Source organism: Streptomyces sp. NBC_00386, assembly GCF_036063235.1.
GTDB lineage: Bacteria > Actinomycetota > Actinomycetes > Streptomycetales > Streptomycetaceae > Streptomyces.
Genome location: NZ_CP107950.1, coordinates 3,666,558 through 3,690,045 on the forward strand (window position 1 = coordinate 3,666,558; position 23,488 = coordinate 3,690,045).

20 protein-coding genes are annotated in these 23,488 nt (G+C 71.0%); 10 read left to right on the forward strand and 10 right to left on the reverse strand.

Annotation, left to right across the window (positions count from 1 at the left end; translation table 11 throughout):
* Positions 1 to 137 precede the first annotated feature (137 nt).
* Both OG780_RS15950 and OG780_RS15955 read left to right on the forward strand, forming a co-directional pair.
* The gene (locus tag OG780_RS15950; protein WP_328448753.1) at positions 138 to 1,415 is read left to right on the forward strand and encodes an amino acid deaminase; all 1,278 of its coding nucleotides are present in this window, start codon (positions 138 to 140) and stop codon (positions 1,413 to 1,415) included.
* Between the two features lie 68 nt (positions 1,416 to 1,483).
* Positions 1,484 to 3,112, forward strand: coding sequence for an N-acyl-D-amino-acid deacylase family protein (locus OG780_RS15955; RefSeq protein ID WP_328448755.1), 1,629 nt, complete (start codon positions 1,484 to 1,486; stop codon positions 3,110 to 3,112).
* A 20-nt stretch (positions 3,113 to 3,132) separates the two neighbouring features.
* On the opposite strand, the gene OG780_RS15960 is transcribed toward OG780_RS15955, so the two are convergent.
* The 3 genes from OG780_RS15960 to OG780_RS15970 form a co-directional block, all read right to left on the reverse strand.
* Positions 3,133 to 4,035: a S1 family peptidase gene (locus OG780_RS15960; RefSeq protein WP_328448757.1), complete on the reverse strand. Its 903-nt coding sequence runs from the start codon at positions 4,033 to 4,035 to the stop codon at positions 3,133 to 3,135.
* Between the two features lie 288 nt (positions 4,036 to 4,323).
* A complete protein-coding gene (locus tag OG780_RS15965; RefSeq protein ID WP_328448759.1) occupies positions 4,324 to 4,980 on the reverse strand; it encodes a hypothetical protein in 657 nt (218 codons plus the stop codon).
* Between the two features lie 71 nt (positions 4,981 to 5,051).
* The gene (locus OG780_RS15970) at positions 5,052 to 6,371 is read right to left on the reverse strand and encodes an RNA-guided endonuclease InsQ/TnpB family protein (protein ID WP_328448761.1); all 1,320 of its coding nucleotides are present in this window, start codon (positions 6,369 to 6,371) and stop codon (positions 5,052 to 5,054) included.
* A 304-nt stretch (positions 6,372 to 6,675) separates the two neighbouring features.
* Between OG780_RS15970 and OG780_RS15975 the strand changes: the two genes are divergently transcribed.
* The 6 genes from OG780_RS15975 (at position 6,676) to OG780_RS16000 (ending at position 13,048) form a co-directional block, all read left to right on the forward strand.
* Complete coding sequence (locus OG780_RS15975) at positions 6,676 to 7,887, forward strand: pyridoxal phosphate-dependent aminotransferase (protein ID WP_328448764.1); 1,212 nt, start codon at positions 6,676 to 6,678, stop codon at positions 7,885 to 7,887.
* A gap of 123 nt (positions 7,888 to 8,010) precedes the next feature.
* Positions 8,011 to 8,430 (forward strand): SCO4983 family protein, encoded by a 420-nt coding sequence (locus tag OG780_RS15980; RefSeq protein WP_328448766.1) that lies wholly within the window; start codon positions 8,011 to 8,013, stop codon positions 8,428 to 8,430.
* A 223-nt stretch (positions 8,431 to 8,653) separates the two neighbouring features.
* The gene (locus OG780_RS15985; RefSeq protein WP_328448768.1) at positions 8,654 to 9,727 is read left to right on the forward strand and encodes a hypothetical protein; all 1,074 of its coding nucleotides are present in this window, start codon (positions 8,654 to 8,656) and stop codon (positions 9,725 to 9,727) included.
* A gap of 12 nt (positions 9,728 to 9,739) precedes the next feature.
* Positions 9,740 to 10,912, forward strand: coding sequence for a toxic anion resistance protein (locus tag OG780_RS15990; RefSeq protein ID WP_328448770.1), 1,173 nt, complete (start codon positions 9,740 to 9,742; stop codon positions 10,910 to 10,912).
* Positions 10,909 to 12,453 (forward strand): substrate-binding and vWA domain-containing protein, encoded by a 1,545-nt coding sequence (locus OG780_RS15995; protein ID WP_328448772.1) that lies wholly within the window; start codon positions 10,909 to 10,911, stop codon positions 12,451 to 12,453. The genes OG780_RS15990 and OG780_RS15995 overlap by 4 nt, the downstream gene beginning before the upstream one ends.
* The gene (locus OG780_RS16000) at positions 12,440 to 13,048 is read left to right on the forward strand and encodes a hypothetical protein (protein WP_328448774.1); all 609 of its coding nucleotides are present in this window, start codon (positions 12,440 to 12,442) and stop codon (positions 13,046 to 13,048) included. Before OG780_RS15995 ends, OG780_RS16000 begins: the two co-directional genes overlap by 14 nt.
* Positions 13,049 to 13,149: 101 nt before the next feature.
* Here the strand turns inward: OG780_RS16000 and OG780_RS16005 are convergent, their stop codons facing one another.
* From OG780_RS16005 to OG780_RS16035, 7 genes are all read right to left on the reverse strand, one after another.
* Positions 13,150 to 14,319, reverse strand: a complete 1,170-nt coding sequence (locus tag OG780_RS16005) for a hypothetical protein (RefSeq protein WP_328448776.1) — start codon at positions 14,317 to 14,319, stop codon at positions 13,150 to 13,152.
* Positions 14,316 to 15,122 carry a PP2C family serine/threonine-protein phosphatase gene (locus OG780_RS16010; protein ID WP_328448778.1) on the reverse strand — a complete coding sequence of 269 codons (807 nt, stop codon included), beginning with the start codon at positions 15,120 to 15,122 and terminating at the stop codon, positions 14,316 to 14,318. Before OG780_RS16010 ends, OG780_RS16005 begins: the two co-directional genes overlap by 4 nt.
* A 27-nt stretch (positions 15,123 to 15,149) precedes the next feature.
* Positions 15,150 to 15,911 carry a vWA domain-containing protein gene (locus tag OG780_RS16015; protein WP_328448780.1) on the reverse strand — a complete coding sequence of 254 codons (762 nt, stop codon included), beginning with the start codon at positions 15,909 to 15,911 and terminating at the stop codon, positions 15,150 to 15,152.
* 17 nt (positions 15,912 to 15,928) lie between these two features.
* Positions 15,929 to 17,125, reverse strand: coding sequence for a hypothetical protein (locus tag OG780_RS16020; RefSeq protein ID WP_328448782.1), 1,197 nt, complete (start codon positions 17,123 to 17,125; stop codon positions 15,929 to 15,931).
* A 117-nt stretch (positions 17,126 to 17,242) separates the two neighbouring features.
* Positions 17,243 to 17,707, reverse strand: coding sequence for a hypothetical protein (locus OG780_RS16025; protein WP_328448784.1), 465 nt, complete (start codon positions 17,705 to 17,707; stop codon positions 17,243 to 17,245).
* Positions 17,694 to 18,680, reverse strand: coding sequence for a serine/threonine-protein kinase (locus OG780_RS16030; RefSeq protein ID WP_328448786.1), 987 nt, complete (start codon positions 18,678 to 18,680; stop codon positions 17,694 to 17,696). The genes OG780_RS16025 and OG780_RS16030 overlap by 14 nt, the downstream gene beginning before the upstream one ends.
* Before the next feature lie 220 nt (positions 18,681 to 18,900).
* Entirely contained in the window at positions 18,901 to 20,727 is a 1,827-nt protein-coding gene (locus tag OG780_RS16035; protein WP_328448788.1) for a phosphoenolpyruvate carboxykinase (GTP), read from the reverse strand.
* A gap of 322 nt (positions 20,728 to 21,049) precedes the next feature.
* Between OG780_RS16035 and trhA the strand changes: the two genes are divergently transcribed.
* The gene (gene trhA, locus OG780_RS16040) at positions 21,050 to 21,763 is read left to right on the forward strand and encodes a PAQR family membrane homeostasis protein TrhA (protein WP_328448790.1); all 714 of its coding nucleotides are present in this window, start codon (positions 21,050 to 21,052) and stop codon (positions 21,761 to 21,763) included.
* 159 nt (positions 21,764 to 21,922) lie between these two features.
* Positions 21,923 to 23,488 (forward strand): MFS transporter, encoded by a 1,566-nt coding sequence (locus tag OG780_RS16045; protein WP_328448792.1) that lies wholly within the window; start codon positions 21,923 to 21,925, stop codon positions 23,486 to 23,488.

Sequence of the window (23,488 nt, forward strand, 5' to 3'; positions counted from 1 at the left end):
GGCTCCTCGCTCTGGCGGTCGACGGCGGTGGACGGCACCGTTGACCGTGCGTCGGCTGGGATGTTAGACAGCAGGAAACGACATACGCAATGAGCGTTGCACATGATGCAACGAACCGATCAGGCCGAGGAGACCCCATGAGCGCCGACACCGCCGCCGCACCGCTGGCCGCTCTCGCGGCGGAGCGCGTCGACCACCGTTTCAAGGGCCTGCCGCCGGACGCCGGCGGGCTGAGCGTCGGCGAGCTGGCCGCCCAGCGCCGCAACCTCTTCACGGACGGTTTCACCACCCCCGTCCTCGCCCTCTCCGCCGAGCGCCTGACCCACAACCTCGAACTCATGGAGACGTACGCCACCCGGCACGGCCTCGCCTTCGCCCCGCACGGCAAGACCTCCATGGCTCCCCAGCTCTTCTGGCGGCAGATCGAGCACGGCGCCTGGGGCATCACCCTCGCCGTCCCCCACCAGGTGCGGGTGGCCCGGGAGTTCGGCATCGACCGGATCTTCCTCGCGAACGAACTCGTCGACCCGGCCGCCCTCCGCTGGATCGCCGCCGAGCTGGCCGAGGACCCGGACTTCCGGTTCGTCTGCTACGTCGACTCGGTACGCGGGGTGGAGCTGATGGACGCCGCGCTGCGCGGGAGCGCCCGCCCGGTGGACGTCGTCGTCGAACTCGCCGCGGGCGCGGGCGCCCGTACCGGGGCGCGGACGGAGGCGGAGTGCGAGGCGGTCGCCGACGCGGTGGCGGCGGCCGGGACGCTCCGGCTGGCCGGCGTCGCGGGGTACGAGGGCGAGGTACCGGACGCGAACCCCGAGCGGGTGCACGCCTGGCTGCGGCGGCTGACCGCGCTCGCGGCGGACTTCGACGCCGCCGGGCGGTTCAAGGATGTCGACACGATCGTCGTCAGCGCCGGCGGCAGCGCCTGGTTCGACGCGGTCGCCGACGTGTTCGCGGAGATCCCCGGACTCTCGCTGCCCGTCCTGAAGCTGCTGCGCTCGGGCGCTTACGTCTCGCACGACGACGGCCACTACCGCAGGCTCACCCCCTTCGCCCGTGTCCCGGGGGAGGGCGCCCTGCACCCGGCGTTCCGCCTCTGGTCGCAGGTCGTCTCGCGGCCCTCCCCCGGGCAGGCCTTCACCAACGCCGGCAAGCGCGACGCGGCCCACGACCTCGATCTGCCCTTCGCCCAGGTCGTGCGCCGGGGCGGCACCGAGCGCCCGGCGGCCGGCATCGAGGTGAGCGGGCTCTCCGACCAGCACGCCTGGCTGCGCACGGCCCCCGAGGCGGACCTGGAGGTCGGTGACTGGGTCGGCATGGGCCTGTCCCACCCGTGCACGTCCTTCGACAAGTGGCAGCTGATCCCCCTGGTCGAGTCGGACGGCACGGTCGTCGACTACATCCGTACGTTCTTCTGAGATCCGTACGTCCGCCGAAGAGCCCTGCGTCCAGAGCTCTGCGTTTCACCGAGACGGGAGTCGCCCCCATGAACCACGCCGACCTGGTCATCCAGGACGTGGACGTCGCCGACGGCAGCGGCGCGCCGACGTACCGCGCGGACGTGGCCGTCAAGGGCGGCCGGATCGTCGCGATCGTCAAGGAGGCCGCGGCGGCCGGCTGCCAACGGCCGCGCGGCACACGGGAACTGGACGCCGAGGGTCTGGTCCTGGCCCCCGGCTTCATCGACATGCACGCGCACAGCGATCTCGCGCTGCTGCGGGACCCGGACCACAGCGCGAAGGCCGCCCAGGGAGTGACCCTCGAAGTCATCGGCCAGGACGGCCTGTCGTACGCGCCGGTCGACGACCGTACGCTCGCCGAGGTCCGCCGGACGATCACCGGCTGGAACGGCGACGGCGACGACATCGACTTCACCTGGCGTTCCGTCGGCGGGTACCTGGACCGGCTCGACCACGGCTTCGACGGCGAGGGCATCGCGGTCAACGCCGCCTACCTCGTCCCCCAGGGAACCGTCCGCATGCTCGCCGTCGGCTGGGAGGACCGCGAGGCGACCCCCCGGGAACTGGACCGGATGCGGCAGTCGGTCGCGGACGGGCTGCGGGAGGGCGCGGTCGGCATGTCCTCGGGACTGACGTACACCCCCGGGATGTACGCCGGGGACGCCGAACTCACCGCCCTGTGCCGGGTGGTGGCCGAGTACGGCGGCTACTACTGTCCGCACCACCGCTCGTACGGGGCGGGCGCCCTGGAGGCGTACGCGGAGATGGTGGCCCTCACCCGCGAGGCGGGCTGCCCGCTCCATCTCGCCCACGCCACCATGAACTTCGGGGTGAACGAGGGGAGGGCACCGGAGCTCCTCGCCCTGCTGGACAAGGCGCTGGCGGAGGGCGCCGACATCACCCTCGACACCTATCCGTACACCCCGGGGTGCACCACCCTGGCGGCGATGCTGCCGAGCTGGGCGGGCGTGGGCGGCCCGGAGGCGGTGCTCGCCCGGTTGCGGGACGACGACACCGCCGACCGGGTCCGCCACCATCTGGAGGTCGTGGGCTCGGACGGCTGCCACGGCATCCCCATCGCGTGGGAGACGATCGAGATCTCCGGTGTGAGCGACCCCGGCCTCGGGTCGTACGTCGGCCGGACCGTCCAGGAGTCCGCCGGCCTGCGCGGCGAGGAACCCTGGACCACCGCCCGGCGGCTGCTGGTCGAGGACCGGCTCGGCCCCACGATCCTCCAGCACGTCGGCCACGAGGAGAACGTCCGGGCGATCATGCGGCACCGTGTGCACACCGGCGGCTCGGACGGCATCCTGCACGGTGCCAAACCGCACCCGCGCGCCTACGGCACCTTCCCGCACTATCTGGGCCGGTACGTAAGGGAGTTGGGTGTCCTGACGCTGGAGGAGTGCGTCGCTCGTCTCACCGGCAGGCCCGCCGCCCGGCTGCGGCTGCCCGACCGCGGTCTGGTCCGCGAGGGGTACCGCGCCGACCTGGTCCTCTTCGACCCGGCGACGGTCGCGGCGGGCTCGACCTTCGCGGCGCCGCGCACGCTGCCGACCGGCATCCCGCACGTCCTGATCGACGGCCGTTTCGTCATCGAGGACGGGCGCCGGACCGACGTGCTGGCGGGACGGGCGGTCCGCCGAACGGCGTGACCGCCCGCCCTCCCGCGGTCCTACGGCTTGGGCAGGACGCATCCGCTCGCGCTCAGGTTCAGCAGGTTGCCGGTCGTGAAGCAGGCCGGGATCTGGTAGGTCTCCTCGGCGTAGTTGATGCCTTCACGGACGGTGACGTTGCCGCTCGCGTCGACCTCGCACGGGTTGTTCACCGTGCAGGTCTCACCGTCCTCGTTGCCGGTGTTGTTGACGGCGACGACCTTGCCGGTGGACTGGTCGACGACCGGTGAGCCCGAGGTGCCGCCGATGGTGTTGCAGGCGGAGGTGTAGCGGACCGAGTCCTTCCAGGTCCAGTCACCCTCCTTGAGGCGGTACGCGAACCCGTCGATGCTGCAGTTGTAGAGCCGCTTCCAGTAGCCGGAGGCCACGGTGATGGCGGTGCCGGCGACCGGGTGCGTGTCCTGCACGGTCAGCGCGCTGATGCCGTACGAGTTCTTGATGGTCGCGTACGTGCTGGTGAGCTGATAGATCGTGATGTCCGTGTCGGTCATGGTCGAGTACGCGACCTTGCTCGCGCGCAGGGTCGCGACCTTGGTGCCCGCCGAGTTGAGCAGGCTGAAGGTGCGGCTGGACGACTGGCCGACGATCACCTCACCGGGGTCCGGGAAACCGGTCTCCAGGCAGTGGCCGTTGGAGAGCACGAGCGCCGGGGCGCTGTCCGCCGAGTTGGGGAAGCGGATGACGGAGCCGGAGCAGTTGCTGAGCGCGACGGTCCCGGCCAGGCTGACCGCCTGGAGGGTGGGCGCCGCCTCGGCGCCGGCCGTGACGGCGGGGGCCGACACGCGCGCGGGAGCCGAGTGGGACGCGGGTACGGCGTGGGGAGCGGGTGCCGCGACCGCGGGTGCCGCGCCCGCCCCGGACAGCACCAGGGCGAACAGTGCGGCGACGAGAGGCTTTCTCATGTGGGGGTCCCCTCTTGCGACTTGGGGCGACCGAAGGTCATCCGGTCGCCTTTCGTTGGCCGGAGGTCTTCCGGCCATCTGTTGTCATGCGCATTGTGAGGGGAGAGAGAAAAGTGAACAAGGAGCCGTTTCCGGCCGTCGCCCGCACATAGGGAGTCGTTTCCGGCCGTCACCCGCGCACCGGGAACCGCTTCCCGGCCGTCGCATGCCGTGGTGCCGGGCGCGACGGAAGAGGGGGGCGCCGCTCGTGGTGTGGCGGTCTGCCGGAGCCGGTCCGGGCGGGGCTTCCTAGGAGGACCAGCCGCCGTGCCCGTGGCCGTGTCCGTGCCTGCCGGGGGTGCTCGTCGCGGACGCGGTCGGGGTGGCCGAAGGGCCGGCGGTGGTGGCGGAGTCCGTGGGGGCGCCGGACGCGGTGGGCGCCGGGCCGGTGGAGGCGTTCCCGGGGGTGGAGGCGCTCGCGGTCGCGCCCGGAGAGGCCGTGCCGGACGGGGCGGTGGCCGTGGTGGCCGGCGGGTCCTGGAGCGGCTGCGCGGAGGAGACCGCGGTGGGGTCGTCGTCCGCCTCGGCGGGCCCGGTGGGCAGGTGCACCGGCCGGGTCGTGCCCTGGGGCGTACCACCCGCTCCCCCGGCCGCCCCGGAGTCGAACACCCCGGAGACGGCGATGCCGAGCGCGACGACGCCCGCCGCACCCCCGGCCACGGCCAGCCGCCGGGCCAGCTTGCTGCGGCGGGGCTGCCTGCGGCGCGACGGCCGCTCCCGCGGCACCGCCGAATCGCCGGGCACGACGGGCAGGACGCTGGTGTCGTCGCCGTCCGTGTAGGCCTTCCGCCAGCCGTGGGCCTCGGCGGGATCGGCGTACGTCTCATAGGCCAAAGGTGTCGCCCCGTCGCTCTGCGGGAGGTACACCGTCGGCCGGGCTTCGGGATCTCCGGACTGCCAGGACATGATCGCGCATTGTAGGGACCACCAGGGCGTTCGGCGCAGTCGGAGGACAAAATTGCCGGAACCGACACGTCTCACTTGACATCCTCCCCCTCTTGAAAGAGGGGGATTCCGACCCGTATGGGTTGGGGTTCACGGGTGTTCGAACGGCCGGTGGCCGTTGTCACCCCTCCGGCACCGGCTGTTCGCCGGGGGCGGGGGATCCCGCCCTGTCCTGCCGCGACGTTGGTTGCTGCGTTGGTGTCGGCGTTGCAGGTGAAGCCGCAGGAGGAGCAGACGAACTCGGCTTGGCTCTTGCGCGAGTTCTTGTCGATCCAACCGCAGGCGCTGCACCGCAGGGAGGTGTAGGGGGCGGGGACGTCCTCGACCCGGCCCGGGGCCTTGTGTTCGGTGCGCCGGCGGAGCAGGCCCCAGCCCTGGGCCAGGATGACCCGGTTCAGCCCGGCCTTCTGCCTGACCTGCTTGCCGGGCCGCTCGGTGGTTCCCCTGGCCGAGCGGGTCATGTTCTTGATGTTGAGCTTCTCGAACCGCACCAGGGCATAACTGCGGGCCAACATCGTCGAGGTCTTCTCGCACCAGTCCTTGCGCCGGTCGGCTTCACGCGCCCTGAGCCTGGCCGCCTTGGCGTACTCGGCGGCCTTGCGCTCACTGCCCTTCGGAGCGCGTGCGGCGCGCCGCTGGTGTTTACGGACCTGCGCGCGTTCCTTCACGGTGAGCTGCGGGCAGTTCAACTTCCGCCCGTCGGAGAGAGCGGCCGTGATTGCCACGCCCCGGTCGATGCCGATGATCTCGCCCGTGCCGGGCGCCTCGACGGGTGCGGGGACGACGGCGAACGCCATATGCCACCGGCCGTTGCGGCAGGTGACACGGAACGTCTTCGCCTTCGGCAGTTCAGAGCCCTTGCCGTTGCGGCTGAGCCGGAAGCGGACCCAGCCACAGCCGGGCACCTTCACCCGCGCCCACCGCCGACTGAGCTTCTGCATCACCACCGAGCGGCCCATGACCTGCCTGCCCCTGGCGTTCAGCTTCGGTGAACCATCCGCCTCGAACTCCCCGATACGGTCCGTGCCGATCACGCGGAAACCCTCGTGCACGTGCTTCCTGCGCCAGGTCGGCTCACCAAATTCGGAGGCGAACATGGCGTTCTTGGCTTTGGCGAAGTCCTTCAGTGCCTGCTGCTGCACATCGGCATTGCCCGCGGCCAGCCATGCGTTGTCACGCCGGGCCTCGGTGAGCTGACGGCACTGCTCGGCGAAGCCGGGCGCCGCCCCGCGGCCTTTATGCCAGTGCGCGTTCTGCTCGACAGCAAGGTTCCAGACGTACCGGGCGTGCGCGCAGTGGTCTAGCATGACGCCCGCCTGCTCGCTCGTCGGGTACATCCGAAACCGTGCCATGACCGTGAACCTAGCCAACGCGTTCCCCGACCGCGCACACCATCGACCGACATCACCCGTGCGAGTGATCACCCCGGCCGCCGACACGCCCGGCCACCGTCCACTACGGGTTGTTGCACCTGCTCGAGACCGGCCTCACCACCGCCCCTCTCGAGACACCGAACCGCCCTGGCGGCGATCCGGCTTCCCCCGCTCCGCAGGAGCAGACATTCACCCCGGCCCTGAAGGACCGGGCACCCTGCCCGAAAGCAAGGTGGTGGAAAACACGCCCCGGCGCGCGGTGCGCGGCCGTAAGCTCACGGATATGCAGGTGATCCAGTCCACGAAGCTCGCCAACGTCTGCTACGAGATCCGGGGTCCGGTTCTTGAGGAGGCGATGCGGCTGGAAGCGGCCGGTCACCGCATCCTCAAGCTCAACACGGGCAACCCGGCCGCCTTCGGGTTCGAGTGCCCACCGGAGATCCTCGAGGACATCCTCCGCAACGTCTCCTCGGCGCACGGTTACGGCGACGCCAAGGGCCTGCTGGCCGCCCGCCGCGCGGTCGTGATGCACAACCAGACCCTCGGCATCGAGACGGACGTCGATCACGTCTTCATCGGCAACGGCGTCTCCGAGCTCATCGTGATGGCGATGCAGGCGCTGCTGGACGACGGCGACGAGGTACTCGTACCGGCCCCGGACTACCCGCTGTGGACCGCGGCGGTCTCCCTGTCCGGCGGCACGGCCGTGCACTACCGCTGTGACGAGCAGTCCGACTGGATGCCCGACCTCGCGGACGTGGAGCGGAAGATCACCGACCGCACCAAGGCGATCGTCATCATCAACCCGAACAACCCGACGGGCGCGGTCTACGACGACGCGATGCTCCGGGGGCTGACGGACATCGCGCGGCGGCACAACCTGCTGGTCTGCTCCGACGAGATCTACGACAAGATCCTGTACGACGGCGTCACGCACACCGCGACCGCCAAGATCGCCCCCGATCTGCTCACCCTCACCTTCAACGGCATGTCGAAGGCGTACCGGGTGGCGGGCTACCGCGTCGGATGGATGTCGGTCTCGGGGCCGCGCGCGCACGCCTCCTCCTACATCGAGGGCCTGACGATCCTCGCGAACATGCGGCTGTGCGCGAACATGCCGGGGCAGCACGGAGTGGTGGCGGCGCTCAGCGGACGCCAGACGATCAACGACCTGGTCCTGCCGGGCGGGCGTCTGAAGGAGCAGCGGGACGTCGCGCACGAGCTGCTGACGCAGATCCCGGGTGTGACGTGCGTGAAGCCGAAGGGCGCGCTGTACCTGTTCCCGCGCCTCGACCCGAAGGTCTTCAAGGTCAAGGACGACCGGCAGATGGTGCTCGACCTGCTGCGGGCCGAGAAGATCATGGTCGTCCAGGGGACGGGCTTCAACTGGCCCGAGCCGGACCACTTCCGGGTGGTCACCCTGCCGACGGTCGCGGATCTGACGGACGCGGTGACGCGGATCGGCACGTTCCTGGACGGCTACGGCCAGCCGTGACGCCCGCCGGGACGCACCCGGCGCTCACCCTGTGTGCGCACCGCGTCCCAGTATGCGAACCGGCTCAACTTTAGACGAAATCCAAGCTAGGATGGCTTCCTGTCAGGCACAGGAGGCCATCCCATGTACGAACCGATCCGCTCGAAGTCGGTCCACACGATGGCCGGCGCCCCCTCCTCCGACTTCCCCCACCGGTCGCGCGAGGAGGAGCTGGACATCCAGCTCGCCGGTCACCTCGCGGCGCTGCTCGCCGTCACGGACGAGATCCGCGCGATCGCCCCGTCCGCCGATCTGGACGCCGGCGCCGAGCGGCTCACCGAGCAGGTGACCCGGCTGCGCGGCGACGCCCCGCTGCGCGCCGCGGCCGCCACGGCGTCCGGCGCGCCGCGCCTCACGACCCTCCACCGGCGGGCCCACGCCCTCGCGGGCCGCGCCCTGCTCGTCGCGGCCTCCCGCGCCGACACGGCCGCGGCGATCCTCTCCGCCGAGCGCATGGACGCCCACGCGCCGGCCCTCGAACCCCGCGAGCTGGCCACCCGCTGAACCCCCTCGGGCCCCTGAGCCCGAGGCCCCGTACGGCCCCGGTCCGCGCGCCTTCGAAGCGACGCGCGGACCGGGTGCCACCCCCTTCGTACGCCGCGCGCGGGTCTCCGCGCCGCCCTCGTAGCGGCATCTCCTCCTCCGGTTGCGTACCGGGACCCGGTGGTCACTTCGTGTTCACCCCCCGAGGCGGGGAACGTTGGATTCCGAGGTGCACGCTCCAGGCGTGAGACGCATCGCGGGAATCGTCCTGGCGGTCCTGTTGATCGGCGGAGTGGCAGCAGCCGTCGTCGCAGGCCGCAATGATCAGGACAAGGGCACGGCAACGAAGACCGTGCGCGGAATGATCGGTTCGGAGAAGGCTGAGTTCTTCTCCGATCCGGATGTGGTGAAGGCCCTCGCCGCCAAGGGCTACACCGTGAAGACGGAGACCTCCGGGTCCTGGGCCATGGACGGCCTGGACCTCAAGGGGTACGACTTTGCCTTCCCTTCCAGCCAGGCCCCGGCCGACGAGCTCGCGGACAAGTACCACGTCCGCCGGCCGCTGCCCCGGCCCTTCTACTCGCCCCTCGTCGTGGTGGCCCACCGCAGCGCCGCCCAGGTCCTCGCCGCCAACGGACTGGCCACCCTCGACAAGAACACCGGCACGCTGAAGATGGCCGCCTATCTGGACGCGGCCCGGCACGAGCGGACCTGGCAGCAGCTCAAGGGCGCCGAGGCGCACGGTGAACTGACCGGCACGCTCTACATCACCAGCACCGACCCGGAGACGTCCAACTCCGGTGCCCTCTACCTCGCGGCCGCTTCCTATGTCGCCGACGGCGGGCGCGTCGCCGCCGACGACGCCGCCGTCGGACGCACCGCGTCCCTGATGCACCGGCTCATCAGCGTCCAGGGCGCCCAGCAGCCCAGCACCGACGCCGCGTTCGGCGACTTCGTCAGCGGTGCCGGCAACCCGCTCGTCCTCGTCTACGAGTCCCAGGTCGCCGCGCTGCTCGCCGAGGGCCAGGACACCGGCGACCTCACGGTCCTCTACCCGGACACCACGGCGAACAGCGACCACACGGTCGTACCGCTCACGCCCGAGGGCCGCGCGCTGGGTGAACTCCTCAGTACCGACCCGGCGTTGCGCAAGCTCGCCGTCCGGCACGGGTTCCGGCCGCAGGGCGCCACCGGCGAGTTCACGGCGGCCGGCGCCGGCCGTGCCGCCTATCTCAACCAGAAGCTGTCCGGCGTCCGGCAGGCGCCCGTGCCCGCCTACAAGGTGCTGCACGAGATGGCGCGCCGGGCCGGGAACTAGGGGGAAGAGCAAGTGACCACTGACGACACATTCACCCTCACGCCGCCCGAGGCCGTTGCCCCCGTGCCCCGTGAGAAGGCCGGCGGACTCGTCCCCGTCGACCCCGGTGTGCAGGACGAGATGGCGCGACGCGCCGCGGAGTACATCGACGGTCTCGCCGTCCTGGACGCGCGCTCCCCCGAATTCGCGGGCAAGGTCGGGGAGATCGCGGGCCTGGGGTCGACCGAGATGCGCGGTGCCGCCGCCCAGTCCAACCGCATGCTGGAGCGGACGATCCGCAGCCTGCCCTCCAAGGGCGAGGACGCGCAGTCGCACGTCGCGGGCTCGCTCGTCGAACTCCGGCGCGTGGTCGAGGACCTGGACCCGCGCAACCTGTCCGCGAGCAAGGGCAGGAAGTTCCTGTCCAGGCTGCCGGGCGGCAACAAGCTGCGCGACCACGTCGCCAAGTACGCCTCCGCGCAAGGCACCTTGAACAAGATCGTCGGCTCGCTGCGCGGCGGCCAGGACGAACTGCGCCGGGACAACGCGGCGCTGCAGACCGAACGCGTCCGGCTCTGGGAGACGATGGGCAAGCTCCAGGAGTACGTCGTGCTCACCCAGGCCCTGGACACAGCGGTCGAGGAGCACATCGCGGGCGTCGACGCCGCCGACCCCGCGCAGGCCGACACCCTCCGCTCCGACGTGCTCTTCCCCGTCCGGCAGAAGCACCAGGACCTGCTCACCCAGCTCGCGGTGTGCGCCCAGGGCTATCTGGCGATGGACGTGGTCCGGCGCAACAACGACGAACTCATCAAGGGCGTCGACCGCGCGGCCACCACCACGGTCTCCGCGCTGCGCATCTCGGTCATGCTCGCCTCCGCGCTCGACAACCAGCGCAAGGTCGTCGAACAGGTCAACGCCCTGCGCGGCACGACGGAGGACCTCATCCGCGGCAACGCCGAGATGCTCGCCACCCAGAGCGGGGAGATCCAGCGCATCGCCGCCGACCCGGCCGTCGGCGCCGAGACCCTGCGCACCGCCTTCCAGGAGATCTACCGCACCCTCGACGCGATCGACACCTACAAGGTCAGGGCGACCGAGACGATGGCCGCGACCGTGGAGTCCCTGACCTCCGAACTCCAGAACGCCGGAGCCTACTTGGAGCGCAGCCGCACCCGGGGCGCCCTGGAAGGCGGGCACGGATGAGAGCGCTCCGACGGGCGGCCGGCGCCGCCCTGGCCCTGCTCGCCGTCACGGCCTGCACGGCCCAGGGGGAGCCGAAGTCCGGGGACGACGGGGCACCGCGGCCCGGCACCCTCCGGATCCTCGCCTCCAGCGAACTCAGCGACATGAAGCCGGTGCTCGACCGGATCCGGCGGGACACCGGCATCACGGTCAGACCCACCTACATGGGCACCCTCGCCGCCGTGGACCTGATCGCGCAGGGCGCCTCGGACGACAGGTTCGACGCCCTGTGGCTCTCCTCCGACGACTATCTGCATCTGCGCCCGGAAGCCGCCAGGAAGGTCGTCTCGGAGACACCGGTCATGTCGAGCCCGGTTGCCCTCGGCGTGAAGCCGGACACGGTGCGGGCCCTCGGCTGGAAACCGGACGGTGTCACCTGGTCGCAGGTGGAGAAGGCCGTGGCGGACGGAAAGCTCACGTACGGCATGACCGATCCGGCACGTTCCAACTCCGGTTTCTCCACACTGATCTCGGTGGCCTCGGCCCTGTCCGGCGCCCAGTCGGCGCTCACGGACGCGGACGTGGTCAGGGCGACACCCCGGCTGCGGGAGTTCTTCGCGGGGCAGAAGCTGACGTCGGGTTCATCCGGCTGGCTGGCCACCGCCTACGAACGCCGCGGCACCGTGGACGCCCTGCTCAACTACGAGTCCGTCCTCAAGGGCGTGAAGGGCCTGACCGTCATCCGCCCGCGCGACGGCGTGGTGACGGCGGACTATCCGCTCTCCTCCCTCGCCGCGACCTCCAAGGACACCCGCGACGACGTCCGGCGCCTCGCCGAGGCACTGCGCGCGCCGGCCACCCAGAAGCTGATCACCGAGCGGACGCACCGCCGTCCGGTCGTCGCCTCCGTCGCCCCGGCGGCCGGGCTCGACACCGGCCGCCGGCGTGAACTCCCCTTCCCCGGAAGCCGGTCCGTCGCCGACCGGCTGCTCGACTCGTACGAGAACAAGCTGCGCCGGCCGTCCAGGACCGTGTACGTCCTCGACACCTCGGGCTCGATGGGCGGCGAGCGCATCGACCGGCTGAGGAAGGCGCTCGGCAATCTGACCGGCGACTTCCGCGACCGTGAGGAAGTGACGCTGATGCCGTTCGGGTCGGCGGTCAAGAGTGTCCGCACGCACGTCGTCCGCCCCGAGAACCCCCGGACCGGGCTCGACGCCATCCACGAGGACGTCCTCGCCCTGAAAGCCTCCGGCGACACCGCGATCTACACCTCCCTGGAGAAGGCGTACGGGCATCTGGGCGCCGACGACGACACGTTCACGTCGATCGTGCTGATGACGGACGGCGAGAACACCAGGGGCGCGAGCCCGGCCGACTTCGAGGCCTTCTACCGGCGGCTGCCGGGCGGACAACGGGAGATCCCCGTCTTCCCCATCCTGTTCGGCGACTCCGACCGCGGCGAGCTCCAGCACATCGCCGACCTGACCGGCGGCCGTCTCTTCGACGCCCGGAAGGGCTCGCTCGACGGCGCCTTCGAGGAGATCCGTGGCTACCAGTAGGTTCATCGGCTTCCTCGAATCGCGCAAGAACCTGACCGGCAGCGCGTGCGGGATCGCCGGACTCGCGCTGACCTTCACCGGTCTGGCGGGCCCGTACTGGCCGGTCGTCGTGGCCGGTCTGTACGGCGCGGGCGCGCTGATCGCACCGCCGGAGCGCCCGGCCCCGCCCGACTTCCCGGATCCCTCCGCCCAACTGGCCGAACTGCGCGTCGACTTCGGCAAGCTGCGGGAGTATCTGGACGGCGTCGAGCTGCCCCCGGCGGCGGCCGGCCGGCTCACCGAGCTGACCGAGGTCCTCACCGCCCTGCTCGATCCGGGCTGGGTCGCCGAGATCCTCGCCCAGGACCCCGAGGGCGTACACGCCCTGTCGCGTGCCGTGCGACAGGACATCCCGGAAGCCGTCGACACCTTCGTCCGCACCCGGTGGTGGACCCGGCTGGCCCCCGGCACCGAGCCGCCGGAGCGCCATCTGGAGCGTCAGCTCACCGTGCTCCAGGAGGAGTCGGACCGGCTCGCGGCGGCACTGCGGGAGACGGAGGCGCGACGCCAGGAGTCCCACACGCGCTATCTGGAGGACCGCGGCCGCTCGCAGTGACCTCGGCTGTCCGCAGTGACCTCGGCCGCCCGCGGCAACCCGCGGCAACCCACGGTTCCGGCGGCTCCGGCGGCTCCGGCGGCTCCGGCGGCTCAAGCGGCTCAGGCGTTCGCCACGATCACCACCAGGATCACGATCGCCAGGATCAGCAGCGCCACCTTCAGCCCCGTGGGCCACGGCTCGCCCGGCGTCGGAACGGGCGGCGGCGGCTGCGGCACGCCGGGCCCCGGGACCGCCACCGGGACGTTGAACACGTCGTGCCCGGTGAGCGCCGCCCGGGTGCACCAGGGGCACGAGGTCAGATGCGAGCCGAACGCGTGCAGCGGGCGGGTCGGGCAGACCCGTACCAGCGCGCGCTCCTTGTCCAGGGCGCGCAGCCACGCCTCCGCAGGGGGCCGCGTGGCGGGGTCGTGCACACCGGGGCCGAAGGCGGTGCGGGCCAGCGCGAGCAGTTCGGGCGGGAGCACGGAGGGGTCGATGGTGCCGCGCGGGATGACGACCCGTTCGGGGCGCACGACGTAGGAGATGCTGGCGGCGATGTTGTCCTTGACCGTCGACTCGGACGCGCTGTCGTGCGGGACGCCGCCGAAGGGGTGGTTCCCGGCCGTCAGGAGCTGGTAGACGAGGACCGCGAGGGCGAACTCGTCGGTGGCGCGGGTGGCGGGGCCGCCTGCCTGCCGCTCGGGGGACGAGTAGTCGGTGGTGTGCATCAGACACGGGAACAGTTCCCCGGTCACCGGGTCGCTGAAGGCGATGGAGTCGCAGTCGAGGAAGGTGACGAAGCCGTTGGCGTCGACGACGACATTGCTGCTGGAGAAGTCGCCGATGACGAGATTGTCGTAGTGCATGCGCGCGGTCATGAAGGCGAGGTTCCAGGCGACGCCGAGCAGGAAGCGCCAGTCGGCCCGGTCGGCGAACAGCTTGAGGCGCTGGGCGCGGGTGAACAGGCCGATGAGCTGGACGTGCTGGGGCTCGCCGAAGCGGCGCATGGCGTAGCCGAGGAACTCGCCCTGCGGGCCGCGGGCGAGGGCGGTCGGCCAGGCCAGTTCGGGCGGCTGGGAGGCGTCGGTGGGACGGGTCACGAGCGGGGACATGGTCAGCATCCGCTTCAGCCGCTGTTCCTCCTTGGGGCCCGGCGTCTCGCGGTACAGCTTGACGACGATGCCGTCGTCGCCGACGACCGGGAAGACGGCCGCCTGACCGCCGCCCTTCAGGGGCAGCTCGGCGAGGGTGACCGGCTTGTCGTCCAGGAACACGGTGCGGCCGCTCATGGCCGCGCCTTGAGCACGGCCCGCAGGAGGGTCTTGTCGTCGGCGTTGAGGGCGGTGAGCCGGTCCGAGCGGAGCAGGGTCCCCAGGCCCTCGTGGGCGCTCGCGGTCACCGGACCGGGGGTGTCGAGCGAGCGGAACACGGCCTCGGCGAAGGACGTGTTGGGGGACAGCGCGCCGCCCGTGGACCGGTTGAGCGCGGCCTGCGCCAGTCCGTCGGTGGACAGCAGCACCCCGTCGATCCCGTTGTCGGACACGCAGTCGGTGTGCACCCAGCGGGCCGCGTCCGGCGAGGTGAGGAAGACCGTCTCGTTGCTGTACTCGCTGGCCGCGGCCGGCTGCGGCAGCAGGTGGAACTGCCGCTCACCGTCCTCCGTACCGGCCCGCAGGACGACGAAGCCGTCCCCCACGGACAGATGACCGAGCCAGCCGGGCGCGAGCACGACCACGGTGAGCGTGGTCGCGAAGTCCGCCGCGTCGGCGCCCGTGCGGTCCAGGAACACCTTGGAGACGTCGTGGAAGGCGTCCCGCAGAAGCTCGCGCACCGCCTTGCCGGGACGCCGGTCCGCCGCACTGGCGGCCCGGCGCGCGAAGTGCTCGGTGGCCAGGTCGACCGCGAGCCGGGCGCCCTCCTCCGAACGCGGCCGGCTGCCCGCGCCGTCGGCGACGGCGAGGACCGCCACGGACGCCTTCACCGTGTGCGCGCAGGCGTCCTGGCAGGGCTGCCCCTGACGGCGGTGCCGGTATCCCTCGACGCTCATTCCGTGGATCCGCCACGGAGTGTCCCTCTCGTCGGCTGCGGTCATCAGTCAGGATTCCCATCGGGTCATCGGTCACGATTCCCAGGCCGGGCGCTGCGTCTTGAACTGGCTGAAGATCTTCTCGAAGACCTCGTCACCCGCGCCCTTCTGCTCGGCGTTGGCGCTCGCGGACATCATCTGGAGCAGCTCGCGGAACGGGAATCCCTGGAGCCGGGCGTTGAACTTCGGCGCGAAGGACCGGAGCACCTGCTCGCCCCGGTCCGTGATGCCGCCGACGCCGATGGCGTACAGCCGGAAGCGGCGGGCCTGCTGCTCGTCGGCGAGGACCGGGATCAACCGGTGCCAGGAATCGGTGAGATGCCCCGTGGCGTCGGTGGGCAGTCCGTCGGTGACGAGACAGATCTGCGGCCGGTAGTACTGGAGTCCGGAGGCGCGCAGCTCGGCCTTGCGGGCGGCGATGATGTTCATCGACAGTTCGAGGGCCTCGGTCATCAGGGTGACCCCGGCGGCGGCGAGCTGCGGCGGGTGGAACATGTGCGCCGGCACGAAGGGGCTCACCGGCGCGTGCGGGGGCAGGAGCTGCGGTCCGCGCCAGGCGGTGACGCCGGGACCGCCGAAGGTGACCACGGCGACCTCGACGCTGTAGCTGAGGCTGACGTCGTCGTGCAGTTCCCGGGTCCACTCGGCGAGCGCGTTGTTGAGCGTCTGGATGGGCTGACCCGCCATGGAGCTGGAGATGTCGAGGCACAGGACGAGCGGCAGCCGCTGCGCGTTGTTCTCGAACTCGATGTCGGCGTACTCCGCCGGCAGCGTGGGCGGGTAGTCGCTGTGCATGGGGATCTCTCCTGGTCTCAGGGCCTGGTGGCTTTGGCGTGCCGTCCGGCTGTGGGCGGGAACGCGTAGAGGACGTCGGAGTCCCGCTCCCCCGCCTCGGTGACATCGACGAGTCCGCCGGGCGCGGGCGGCGGCCGGCCGGGTTCGGCCCACACCGCCCGGTACAGCACGTGCTCCACTTCGACATATCCCTGCGGGTGCAGTTCGGTGCGTACGACGGCGGGCCGGGCGGGGCCCGGTACGTTGCCGACGCGCCGTCCGTGGCTGCGGGGCGCGGGCATGGCCCGGATGCGGGTGGTGGCCTCGTCGGGCATCTGCGTACGGGTCCGGGTGGTGGCCTCGTCGGGCATCTGGGCGCGGGGGCGGGTACGGGGACGGGGCGTCGCGGCGGCCGGTACGGCGCCGACGCCCTGTGCGGCGAGCGAGCGCCTGGACAGGGTGCCGACGGCGACGGACCGGGCGGAGCGGCGGATCAGGAAGAGCAGTGCACCGAGCAGGAGGACGAGGACGGCGCACAGGACGGTGAGCACCGCGGTGGCGGTGTCCCAGCCGGCGTCGTCGCCCGGGTCGGGGGCGGTGCCGGGGTCCGGGCCGGTGTTGCCGCCGTTCCCGGTCGCCTGCTCCTGGTTCTGCCCCTGCCCCTGCTCCTGTTTGCCGGCGGCGGTCTCACCCGTGGAGGTCGCGGACGAACCGGCCCCGGAGCCGCTGACGGTGTCCGTGCGGGAGAGGTCGGCGGCCAGGCCCAGGCGGACCAGGTCGGCCCCGGTCAGCGAGTCGCCCTTGCCGAGCCGGGCGCACAGGTCCCCCGTCTCCTTGGGGTGGCAGGCTCCGTGTGCGGCCAGCTCGGCCACGGTCTCGGGCTTCAGCGGGTCGATGACGGCGTCGTCCGCGACGAGCCTGCCCTTGCGGTCCGCCAGCACGAGAAGTGCCGTTCCGCCCTGCCCGGTGTGGACGCGCGAGGGCACCTCGACCAGGAGCCTCGCGCTGTGGGCCGACAGGGTCTGCTCGAAGGGCCCACGGCGGTCGGCGCCGCCGTCGAACGGCAGGGTCCGGTCGAGGGTGACGCGAACCGTTCCCTCGTCGATCCAGTCGGCCCAGCAGCCGAGGTGCCGGTCGAAGGTGCCGCCGCACGGCTCGCCGGCCGCGGCGGGCACCGCCGGAACGAACGCGGCCAGGAGTCCGGACATCATGACGAGGGAAATCCGACGCCGCATGAAAAGACCCCCCATGGCCCTAAGAAAACACCCCCGTGGCCCTGAAAGGCACTTGCCCATAGTGGCGGAAACCGGAGGGTGTCCGGAAGGGTTTGAGAAACGCGGCGGACATCACTTCTACAACTCGAACACCTGATGGCATCGGGTGAACATTTGTCTCGCCCGCTCCACCCAATCACTGGCCAAAGCATCGAAATCTGTTTGCGTCATTCGACAGGTCAGGGGAAGATCGCACACTCCCGCGAGACAGGGGCGCGGTCCCCGTACGTCCCATACGGACAGCATGGGGTGGAGCTGTTCGGTGTTCCACGCGTTCGACGCGGCGGCGGCGAGGGCCAGTTGGTCCTTGCGCAGGAAATGACCGTCGGTCGCGAAAGCGACCAGCAGCCGCTTGGTCGTCATGAATCGGACGGTGACCGTCCGGCCCGTTTCCTCCAGGTCGAATCGCATGGAGACGGAAACGGTGTCGGTCACCGTGTGGAAATTCCGCCTGGCCACCCAGGTCTGCACCAACTGCCGCCAGTGCGTTCCGATTTCCAGGATCTCCCGGCCGCGGCCGGGAAAGGAGTCAGGCGTCGCCACGGACCACCGCCTCGGCGACCATCGCGTCGGTCAGCCCGGCGTCGAGCAGCGCCTGGGCGTGCGACAGCAGACAGGAGGGTACGGACACGCTGGTGCTCTCCTTGCGGCGCTTGATCAGGTCCTGGGTGCGCACCTTGATGCTGAGGGCGACCGTGGGCGGTGGCCACTCCGCCTGCCGGGGCTCCTGCTCCAGCAACCCGGCCAGGAGCAGGTCCAGTCGGGGCCGGTCCTCGGGATTCTTGGCCAGACAGCGTGCGACCAGATCCCGCAGCGGCCCCACGATGCCGTCGAGTTCGGGTTCGGCGAGGACGACGCGGCGGCGCACGGCCTCTCCGCTGCCGTGCGGCGGCCGCCCGGTGAGCGCGTACACCAGGACCCCGCCGAGGGAGAAGACATCGCTCCGCGGGCCCACCGGGGCGCCCTTGATCTGCTCGGGCGACATGAAGGGCGGGGTGCCGACGACGACGCCGACCTGGGTGAGGCCGGGGGCGCCGTCCACACGGGAGATCCCGAAGTCGATGACGCGAGGTCCGTCCGAGGCGAGGAGCACGTTGGCCGGTTTGAGGTCCCGGTGCACCACGCGCGCGGCGTGGATGGCCTGGAGGGCCTCGACCAGGCCCGCGCCGAGCCGTCGTGCCTGCGGCTCGGGCAGGGGGCCGTCGGTCCGGACCGCCTCGGCGAGCGAGGGACCGGGCACGTACAGCGTGGCCAGCCAGGGCAGTTCGGCCTCGGTGTCGGCGTCGACCACGGCCGCGGTGTAGGCGCCGCTGACCACGCGTGCCGCGGCGACCTCGCGCGCGAAGCGCTCCCGGAACTCGCGCTCCGCGGCCAGTTCGGGCCGCACCACCTTGACCGCGACCTCGCGCCCGGCGGGCGAACGGCCGAGATACACCCATCCCATGCCACCGGAGCCGAGCCGGCCCACGATGCGGTACGGACCGATCTTCATGGGGTCGCTGACAGGCGTACGCACCCCGCCCACCTCATTTCGGGGTCCAGTGCAGGATGTCAGGAGTGTCCCTCGAAATCCGCGCTTTTTCAGCCGTTCCGGCACGGGCGGGACACGGGGGACGAAAAAGCCGGGGTCCCGCGCGAATGTGCGCGGAACCCCGGCTGGTGCGGTCACCGCGGCCGACCGCCGCAACGGTCGCAGGTCAGGGCAACTCGGGTCGGCCGCGGAGTCACGGGGGGCGTCAGCCCAGGCGCTGCACCAGGGCGCGGTACTCGTCCCACAGCTCCGTCGGCGTGTGCTCGCCGAAGGTGTTGAGGTGCTCGGGGACCAGGGCGGCCTCCTCGCGCCAGACCTCCTTGTCGACCGTGAGCAGGAAGTCGAGGTCGGACTCGGCCAGTTCCAGACCGTCGGTGTCGAGGGCCTGGCGGGTCGGCAGGACGCCGATCGGGGTCTCGACGCCCTCGGCCTTGCCGTCGAGGCGCTCGACGATCCACTTCAGGACACGGCTGTTCTCGCCGAAGCCGGGCCACACGAACTTGCCCGCGTCGTTCTTGCGGAACCAGTTCACGTAGTAGATCTTCGGGAGCTTCGCCTGGTCCTTGTCCTTGGCGACGTCGACCCAGTGACCCATGTAGTCGCCCATGTTGTAGCCGCAGAACGGCAGCATGGCGAAGGGGTCGCGGCGCAGCTCGCCGACCTTGCCCTCGGCCGCGGCGGTCTTCTCGGAGGCGACGTTCGCGCCGAGGAAGACACCGTGGTTCCAGTCGAAGGACTCCGTCACCAGCGGGACGGCCGTGGCGCGGCGGCCACCGAAGAGGATCGCCGAGATCGGCACGCCCTTGGGGTCCTCCCACTCGGGCGCGATGATCGGGCACTGCGAGGCGGGCGTGGTGAAGCGGGCGTTGGGGTGCGCGGCGGGCGTGCCGGACTCCGGGGTCCAGTCGTTGCCCTTCCAGTCGGTCAGGTGTGCCGGAGTCTCCTCCGTCATGCCCTCCCACCAGATGTCGTTGTCGTCGGTGAGCGCGACGTTGGTGAAGACGGAGTTGCCCCACAGCGTCTTCATCGCGTTGGCGTTGGTGTGCTCACCGGTGCCGGGCGCGACACCGAAGAAGCCGGCCTCGGGGTTGATCGCGTAGAGGCGGCCGTCCTCGCCGAACCGCATCCAGGCGATGTCGTCACCGATGGTCTCGACCGTCCAGCCGGAGATCGTGGGCTCCAGCATGGCGAGGTTGGTCTTGCCGCAGGCGCTCGGGAACGCGGCGGCGACGTACTTCGACTCGCCCTGCGGCGGCGTCAGCTTGAGGATCAGCATGTGCTCGGCGAGCCAGCCCTCGTCGCGCGCCATCACGGACGCTATGCGCAGGGCGTAGCACTTCTTGCCGAGGAGCGCGTTGCCGCCGTAGCCGGAGCCGTACGACCAGATCTCGCGGGTCTCGGGGAAGTGCGAGATGTACTTCGTGGAGTTGCAGGGCCACGGCACGTCCGCCTCGCCCTCGGCCAGCGGCGCTCCGAGCGTGTGCACGGCACGCACGAAGAACCCGTCGGTACCGAGTTCGTCCAGGACGGGCTGTCCCATACGGGTCATGGTGCGCATGGACACGGCGACGTAGGCGGAGTCGGTGATCTCGACGCCGATCGCGGAGAGGTCCGAGCCGAGCGGGCCCATGCAGAACGGGACCACGTACATCGTGCGGCCGCGCATCGAGCCGCGGAAGACGCCGCCCTGGCCGCCCTCGCCCTGGAAGATCTCCCGCATCTCGGCGGGGGCCTTCCAGTGGTTGGTCGGGCCCGCGTCCTCTTCCTTCTCGGAGCAGATGAACGTCCGGTCCTCGACCCGCGCGACATCGGTCGGGTCGGAAGCGGCGTAGTACGAGTTGGGGCGCTTGATCGGGTCGAGCTTCTTGAAGGTGCCCTTGCGGACGAGCTCCTCGCTCAGTCGCTCGTACTCGGCCTCGGATCCGTCACACCAGACCACACTGTCCGGCTCGGTCAGTTCGGCGATCTCGTTGACCCACGAGATCAGTTCCTTGTGGTTGGTCGGGACGGGAGCCGCGATGTCGCGCGCCACGATTGCTCCTAAATGAAGGGTTTTGTTTTGGTGCCCCGTGGGGGCTGCGACCCGGATGCTTCACGGTGATGGAACCCCTGGCGCTCATCCGGTGCCGACCGCACTCATTTGATGATCCGACCGGGCCGCGCATATGTCCAGAGGGCCTCACACCTGAGCGGCGTGAGCATCGCCACTTCCAGGGGGGTTTCCGCCCGCTCACTCGGGGTTCACCGCGAGTACCCCGCGAATCCCGTCGACGCCGTGAGATCATGGCCACTATTGCGACTCGCTTACGTGGGACTGACGCGTAACTTACGGTTCCGTAGGTACGATTCGGCGCATGACTGCGTCCGTCCCCGACGCGCCCACGGACTCGCCGGCCGCCGGCCAGACGTCTGTCGCGCACTCCCTGTCGGAAGAGATCAAGCCCAAGCTCCGCGGCTGGCTGCACCTCGGCATGTTTCCGGCCGCCCTCGTCTCCGGACTGGTCCTCACCGCCCTGGCGGACTCCCCCCGTGGACGCATCGCCTGCGGGATCTTCGCCCTGACCGCCTGCCTGCTGTTCGGCGTGAGCGCCCTCTACCACCGCGGCGACTGGAGTCCGCGCATGGACGGCGTCCTGCGCAGACTCGACCACGCGAACATCTTCCTGATCATCGCGGGCACCTACACACCGCTGACCATGCTGCTGCTGCCGGAGGCCAAGGGTCAGTGGCTCCTGTGGAGCATCTGGGCCGCCGCGGCGGCGGGCATCGTCTTCCGGGTGTTCTGGGTCGGCGCCCCGCGCTGGCTCTACACGCCCTGCTACATCGCGATGGGCTGGGCGGCCGTGTTCTTCCTGCCCGACTTCATGCGCACGGGCGGCATCGCCGTCCTCGTCCTGGTGATCGTCGGCGGGCTGCTCTACAGCGCCGGCGGAGTGATCTACGGCATCAAGAAGCCCAACCCGTCACCGCGCTGGTTCGGATTCCACGAGGTCTTCCACTCCCTGACCCTCGCGGCGTTCATCGTGCACTACGTCGGCATCTCCCTGGTGGCCTACCAGCACGGCTGATCCCCCGACTCCCCCTTCTCTTCAGTGGCCGCGGCTCCCCAGCCGCGGCCACTGCGCGTTTTCCGGCCACCGGGCACCTCCGCCCATGACGACACCCACCACCAACTGAAAGTCGCACTGGATTGACATCAACCATCTTTTGAGAGTTACTCTCATTTCATGGCGACTCTCACGCAAGACAGCGCCGTTCGGCGCGACCCCCGCCGCTGGTGGGCCCTCGGGGCCCTGGTCGCGAGCATGCTCGTGCTCGGCTTCGACATGACGATCCTCAACGTGGCACTGCCGACGATGGCCCGGGACCTCGGCGCGTCCACCGGGGAGCAGCAGTGGATGGCGGACGCGTACGTCGTCGTCTTCGCCTCGCTGATGCTCCCGGCGGGCCTGCTCGGCGACCGCTTCGGGCGGCGCCGGATGCTCATCACCGGCCTCGCCGTCTTCCTCGCCGGCTCGCTGGCCGGCTCCCTCGTCGACGACGTCACCTGGGTGATCGTCGCCCGCGCCCTGATGGGTGTCGGCGGCGCGCTGGTGATGCCGCTCGCGCTCGCCGTCCTGCCCTCGCTGTTCGGACCCGACGAGCGCACGAAGGCGGTCGGGGCCGTCTCCGCCGCCTCGGCGCTCGGTCTGCCGCTCGGCCCGATCATCGGCGGCTGGCTGCTGAACCACTTCTGGTGGGGCTCGGTCTTCCTGGTCAACGTGCCGATGGCGGCCATCGGGATCACCGCCTGCGCCTTCCTGCTCCCCGAGACCAGGGACCCGGCATCGCCCAAGGTCGACGCGCTCTCCACCGCGCTCACCGCGGTCGGCCTCAGCGTCCTGATCTACGCCATCATCGAGGCCCCGACCCGCGGCTGGGGCGACCCGCTCGTCCTCGGCTGCTTCGCCGCGGCCGCCGTCCTGATCGCCCTGCTCGTCGTCCGCGAACGCCGCAGCCCCCGGCCGATGCTCGATCTCTCCCTGCTCGCCCAGCGCGGCTTCCTGCTCAACGCCCTCGCCGCGACACTCGTCATGTTCGTCCTGTCCGGCCTGATGTTCGTACTGCCGCAGTACCTCCAGGCGGTGCTCGGACACGACGCGCTGGCGACCGGGGTCCGGATGCTGCCGATGATGGGCGGACTGCTGGTCGCCTCCCGGGGCGCGCAGCCGCTGGTCGCCCGCTTCGGGGCGCGCTCGGTGATCAGCGCGGGTCTCGTCGTCCTCGCCTTCGCCGCGTTCCTCGGCAGCCGTACGACCGTCGACGACGGGTACGGCGCCACGGCACTGTGGCTGTCCGTCGCCGGGCTCGGCTTCGGTTTCGCCGTGGTGCCCGCCATGTCCGCCGCCCTCGGCGAACTGCCCCGCGACCGGGCCGGCAGCGGCTCCGGGCTGCTGATGACGGTGCGCCAGGTGGGCAGCGCGATCGGTATCGCCCTGCTCGGCTCCCTGCTGGCGAGCACGTACGCCGACCGTCTCGACACGTCCGCGCTGCCGCGTGCCGCCGCGGACGCCGCCGACGGCTCGGTGGTCGGCGCCCATGTGGTCGCGGACCGGCTCGGCGACCCGGCCCTCGCCGCCTCCGCGAACGCCGCGTACCTCCACGGCATGGATCTGGTCCTGCTGGTCAGCGGGATCGCGGCGCTGGTCACCGCGCTGCTGGCGGCGGCGCTGCTGCCGAGCCCCCGGCAGGCCGACCCGGTGCCCGAGGAGGACACCGCCATGGCCCCGGCCCCGGCGGATGCCGGACAATAG

What these genes read in the sequence shown, in the direction of transcription:
- OG780_RS15970 (WP_328448761.1), bottom strand. Translation starts at nt 6,371, where the DNA reads ATGGCACGGTTTCGGATGTACCCGACGAGCGAGCAGGCGGGCGTCATG.
- OG780_RS16010 (WP_328448778.1), bottom strand. Translation starts at nt 15,122, where the DNA reads ATGACCGCAGCCGACGAGAGGGACACTCCGTGGCGGATCCACGGAATG.
- OG780_RS16020 (WP_328448782.1), bottom strand. Translation starts at nt 17,125, where the DNA reads ATGCGGCGTCGGATTTCCCTCGTCATGATGTCCGGACTCCTGGCCGCG.
- OG780_RS15995 (WP_328448772.1), top strand. Translation starts at nt 10,909, where the DNA reads ATGAGAGCGCTCCGACGGGCGGCCGGCGCCGCCCTGGCCCTGCTCGCC.
- OG780_RS15975 (WP_328448764.1), top strand. Translation starts at nt 6,676, where the DNA reads ATGCAGGTGATCCAGTCCACGAAGCTCGCCAACGTCTGCTACGAGATC.
- trhA (WP_328448790.1), top strand. Translation starts at nt 21,050, where the DNA reads ATGACTGCGTCCGTCCCCGACGCGCCCACGGACTCGCCGGCCGCCGGC.
- OG780_RS15960 (WP_328448757.1), bottom strand. Translation starts at nt 4,035, where the DNA reads ATGAGAAAGCCTCTCGTCGCCGCACTGTTCGCCCTGGTGCTGTCCGGG.
- OG780_RS15980 (WP_328448766.1), top strand. Translation starts at nt 8,011, where the DNA reads ATGTACGAACCGATCCGCTCGAAGTCGGTCCACACGATGGCCGGCGCC.
- OG780_RS16045 (WP_328448792.1), top strand. Translation starts at nt 21,923, where the DNA reads ATGGCGACTCTCACGCAAGACAGCGCCGTTCGGCGCGACCCCCGCCGC.
- OG780_RS15950 (WP_328448753.1), top strand. Translation starts at nt 138, where the DNA reads ATGAGCGCCGACACCGCCGCCGCACCGCTGGCCGCTCTCGCGGCGGAG.
- OG780_RS16005 (WP_328448776.1), bottom strand. Translation starts at nt 14,319, where the DNA reads ATGAGCGGCCGCACCGTGTTCCTGGACGACAAGCCGGTCACCCTCGCC.
- OG780_RS16015 (WP_328448780.1), bottom strand. Translation starts at nt 15,911, where the DNA reads ATGCACAGCGACTACCCGCCCACGCTGCCGGCGGAGTACGCCGACATC.
- OG780_RS15955 (WP_328448755.1), top strand. Translation starts at nt 1,484, where the DNA reads ATGAACCACGCCGACCTGGTCATCCAGGACGTGGACGTCGCCGACGGC.
- OG780_RS15965 (WP_328448759.1), bottom strand. Translation starts at nt 4,980, where the DNA reads ATGTCCTGGCAGTCCGGAGATCCCGAAGCCCGGCCGACGGTGTACCTC.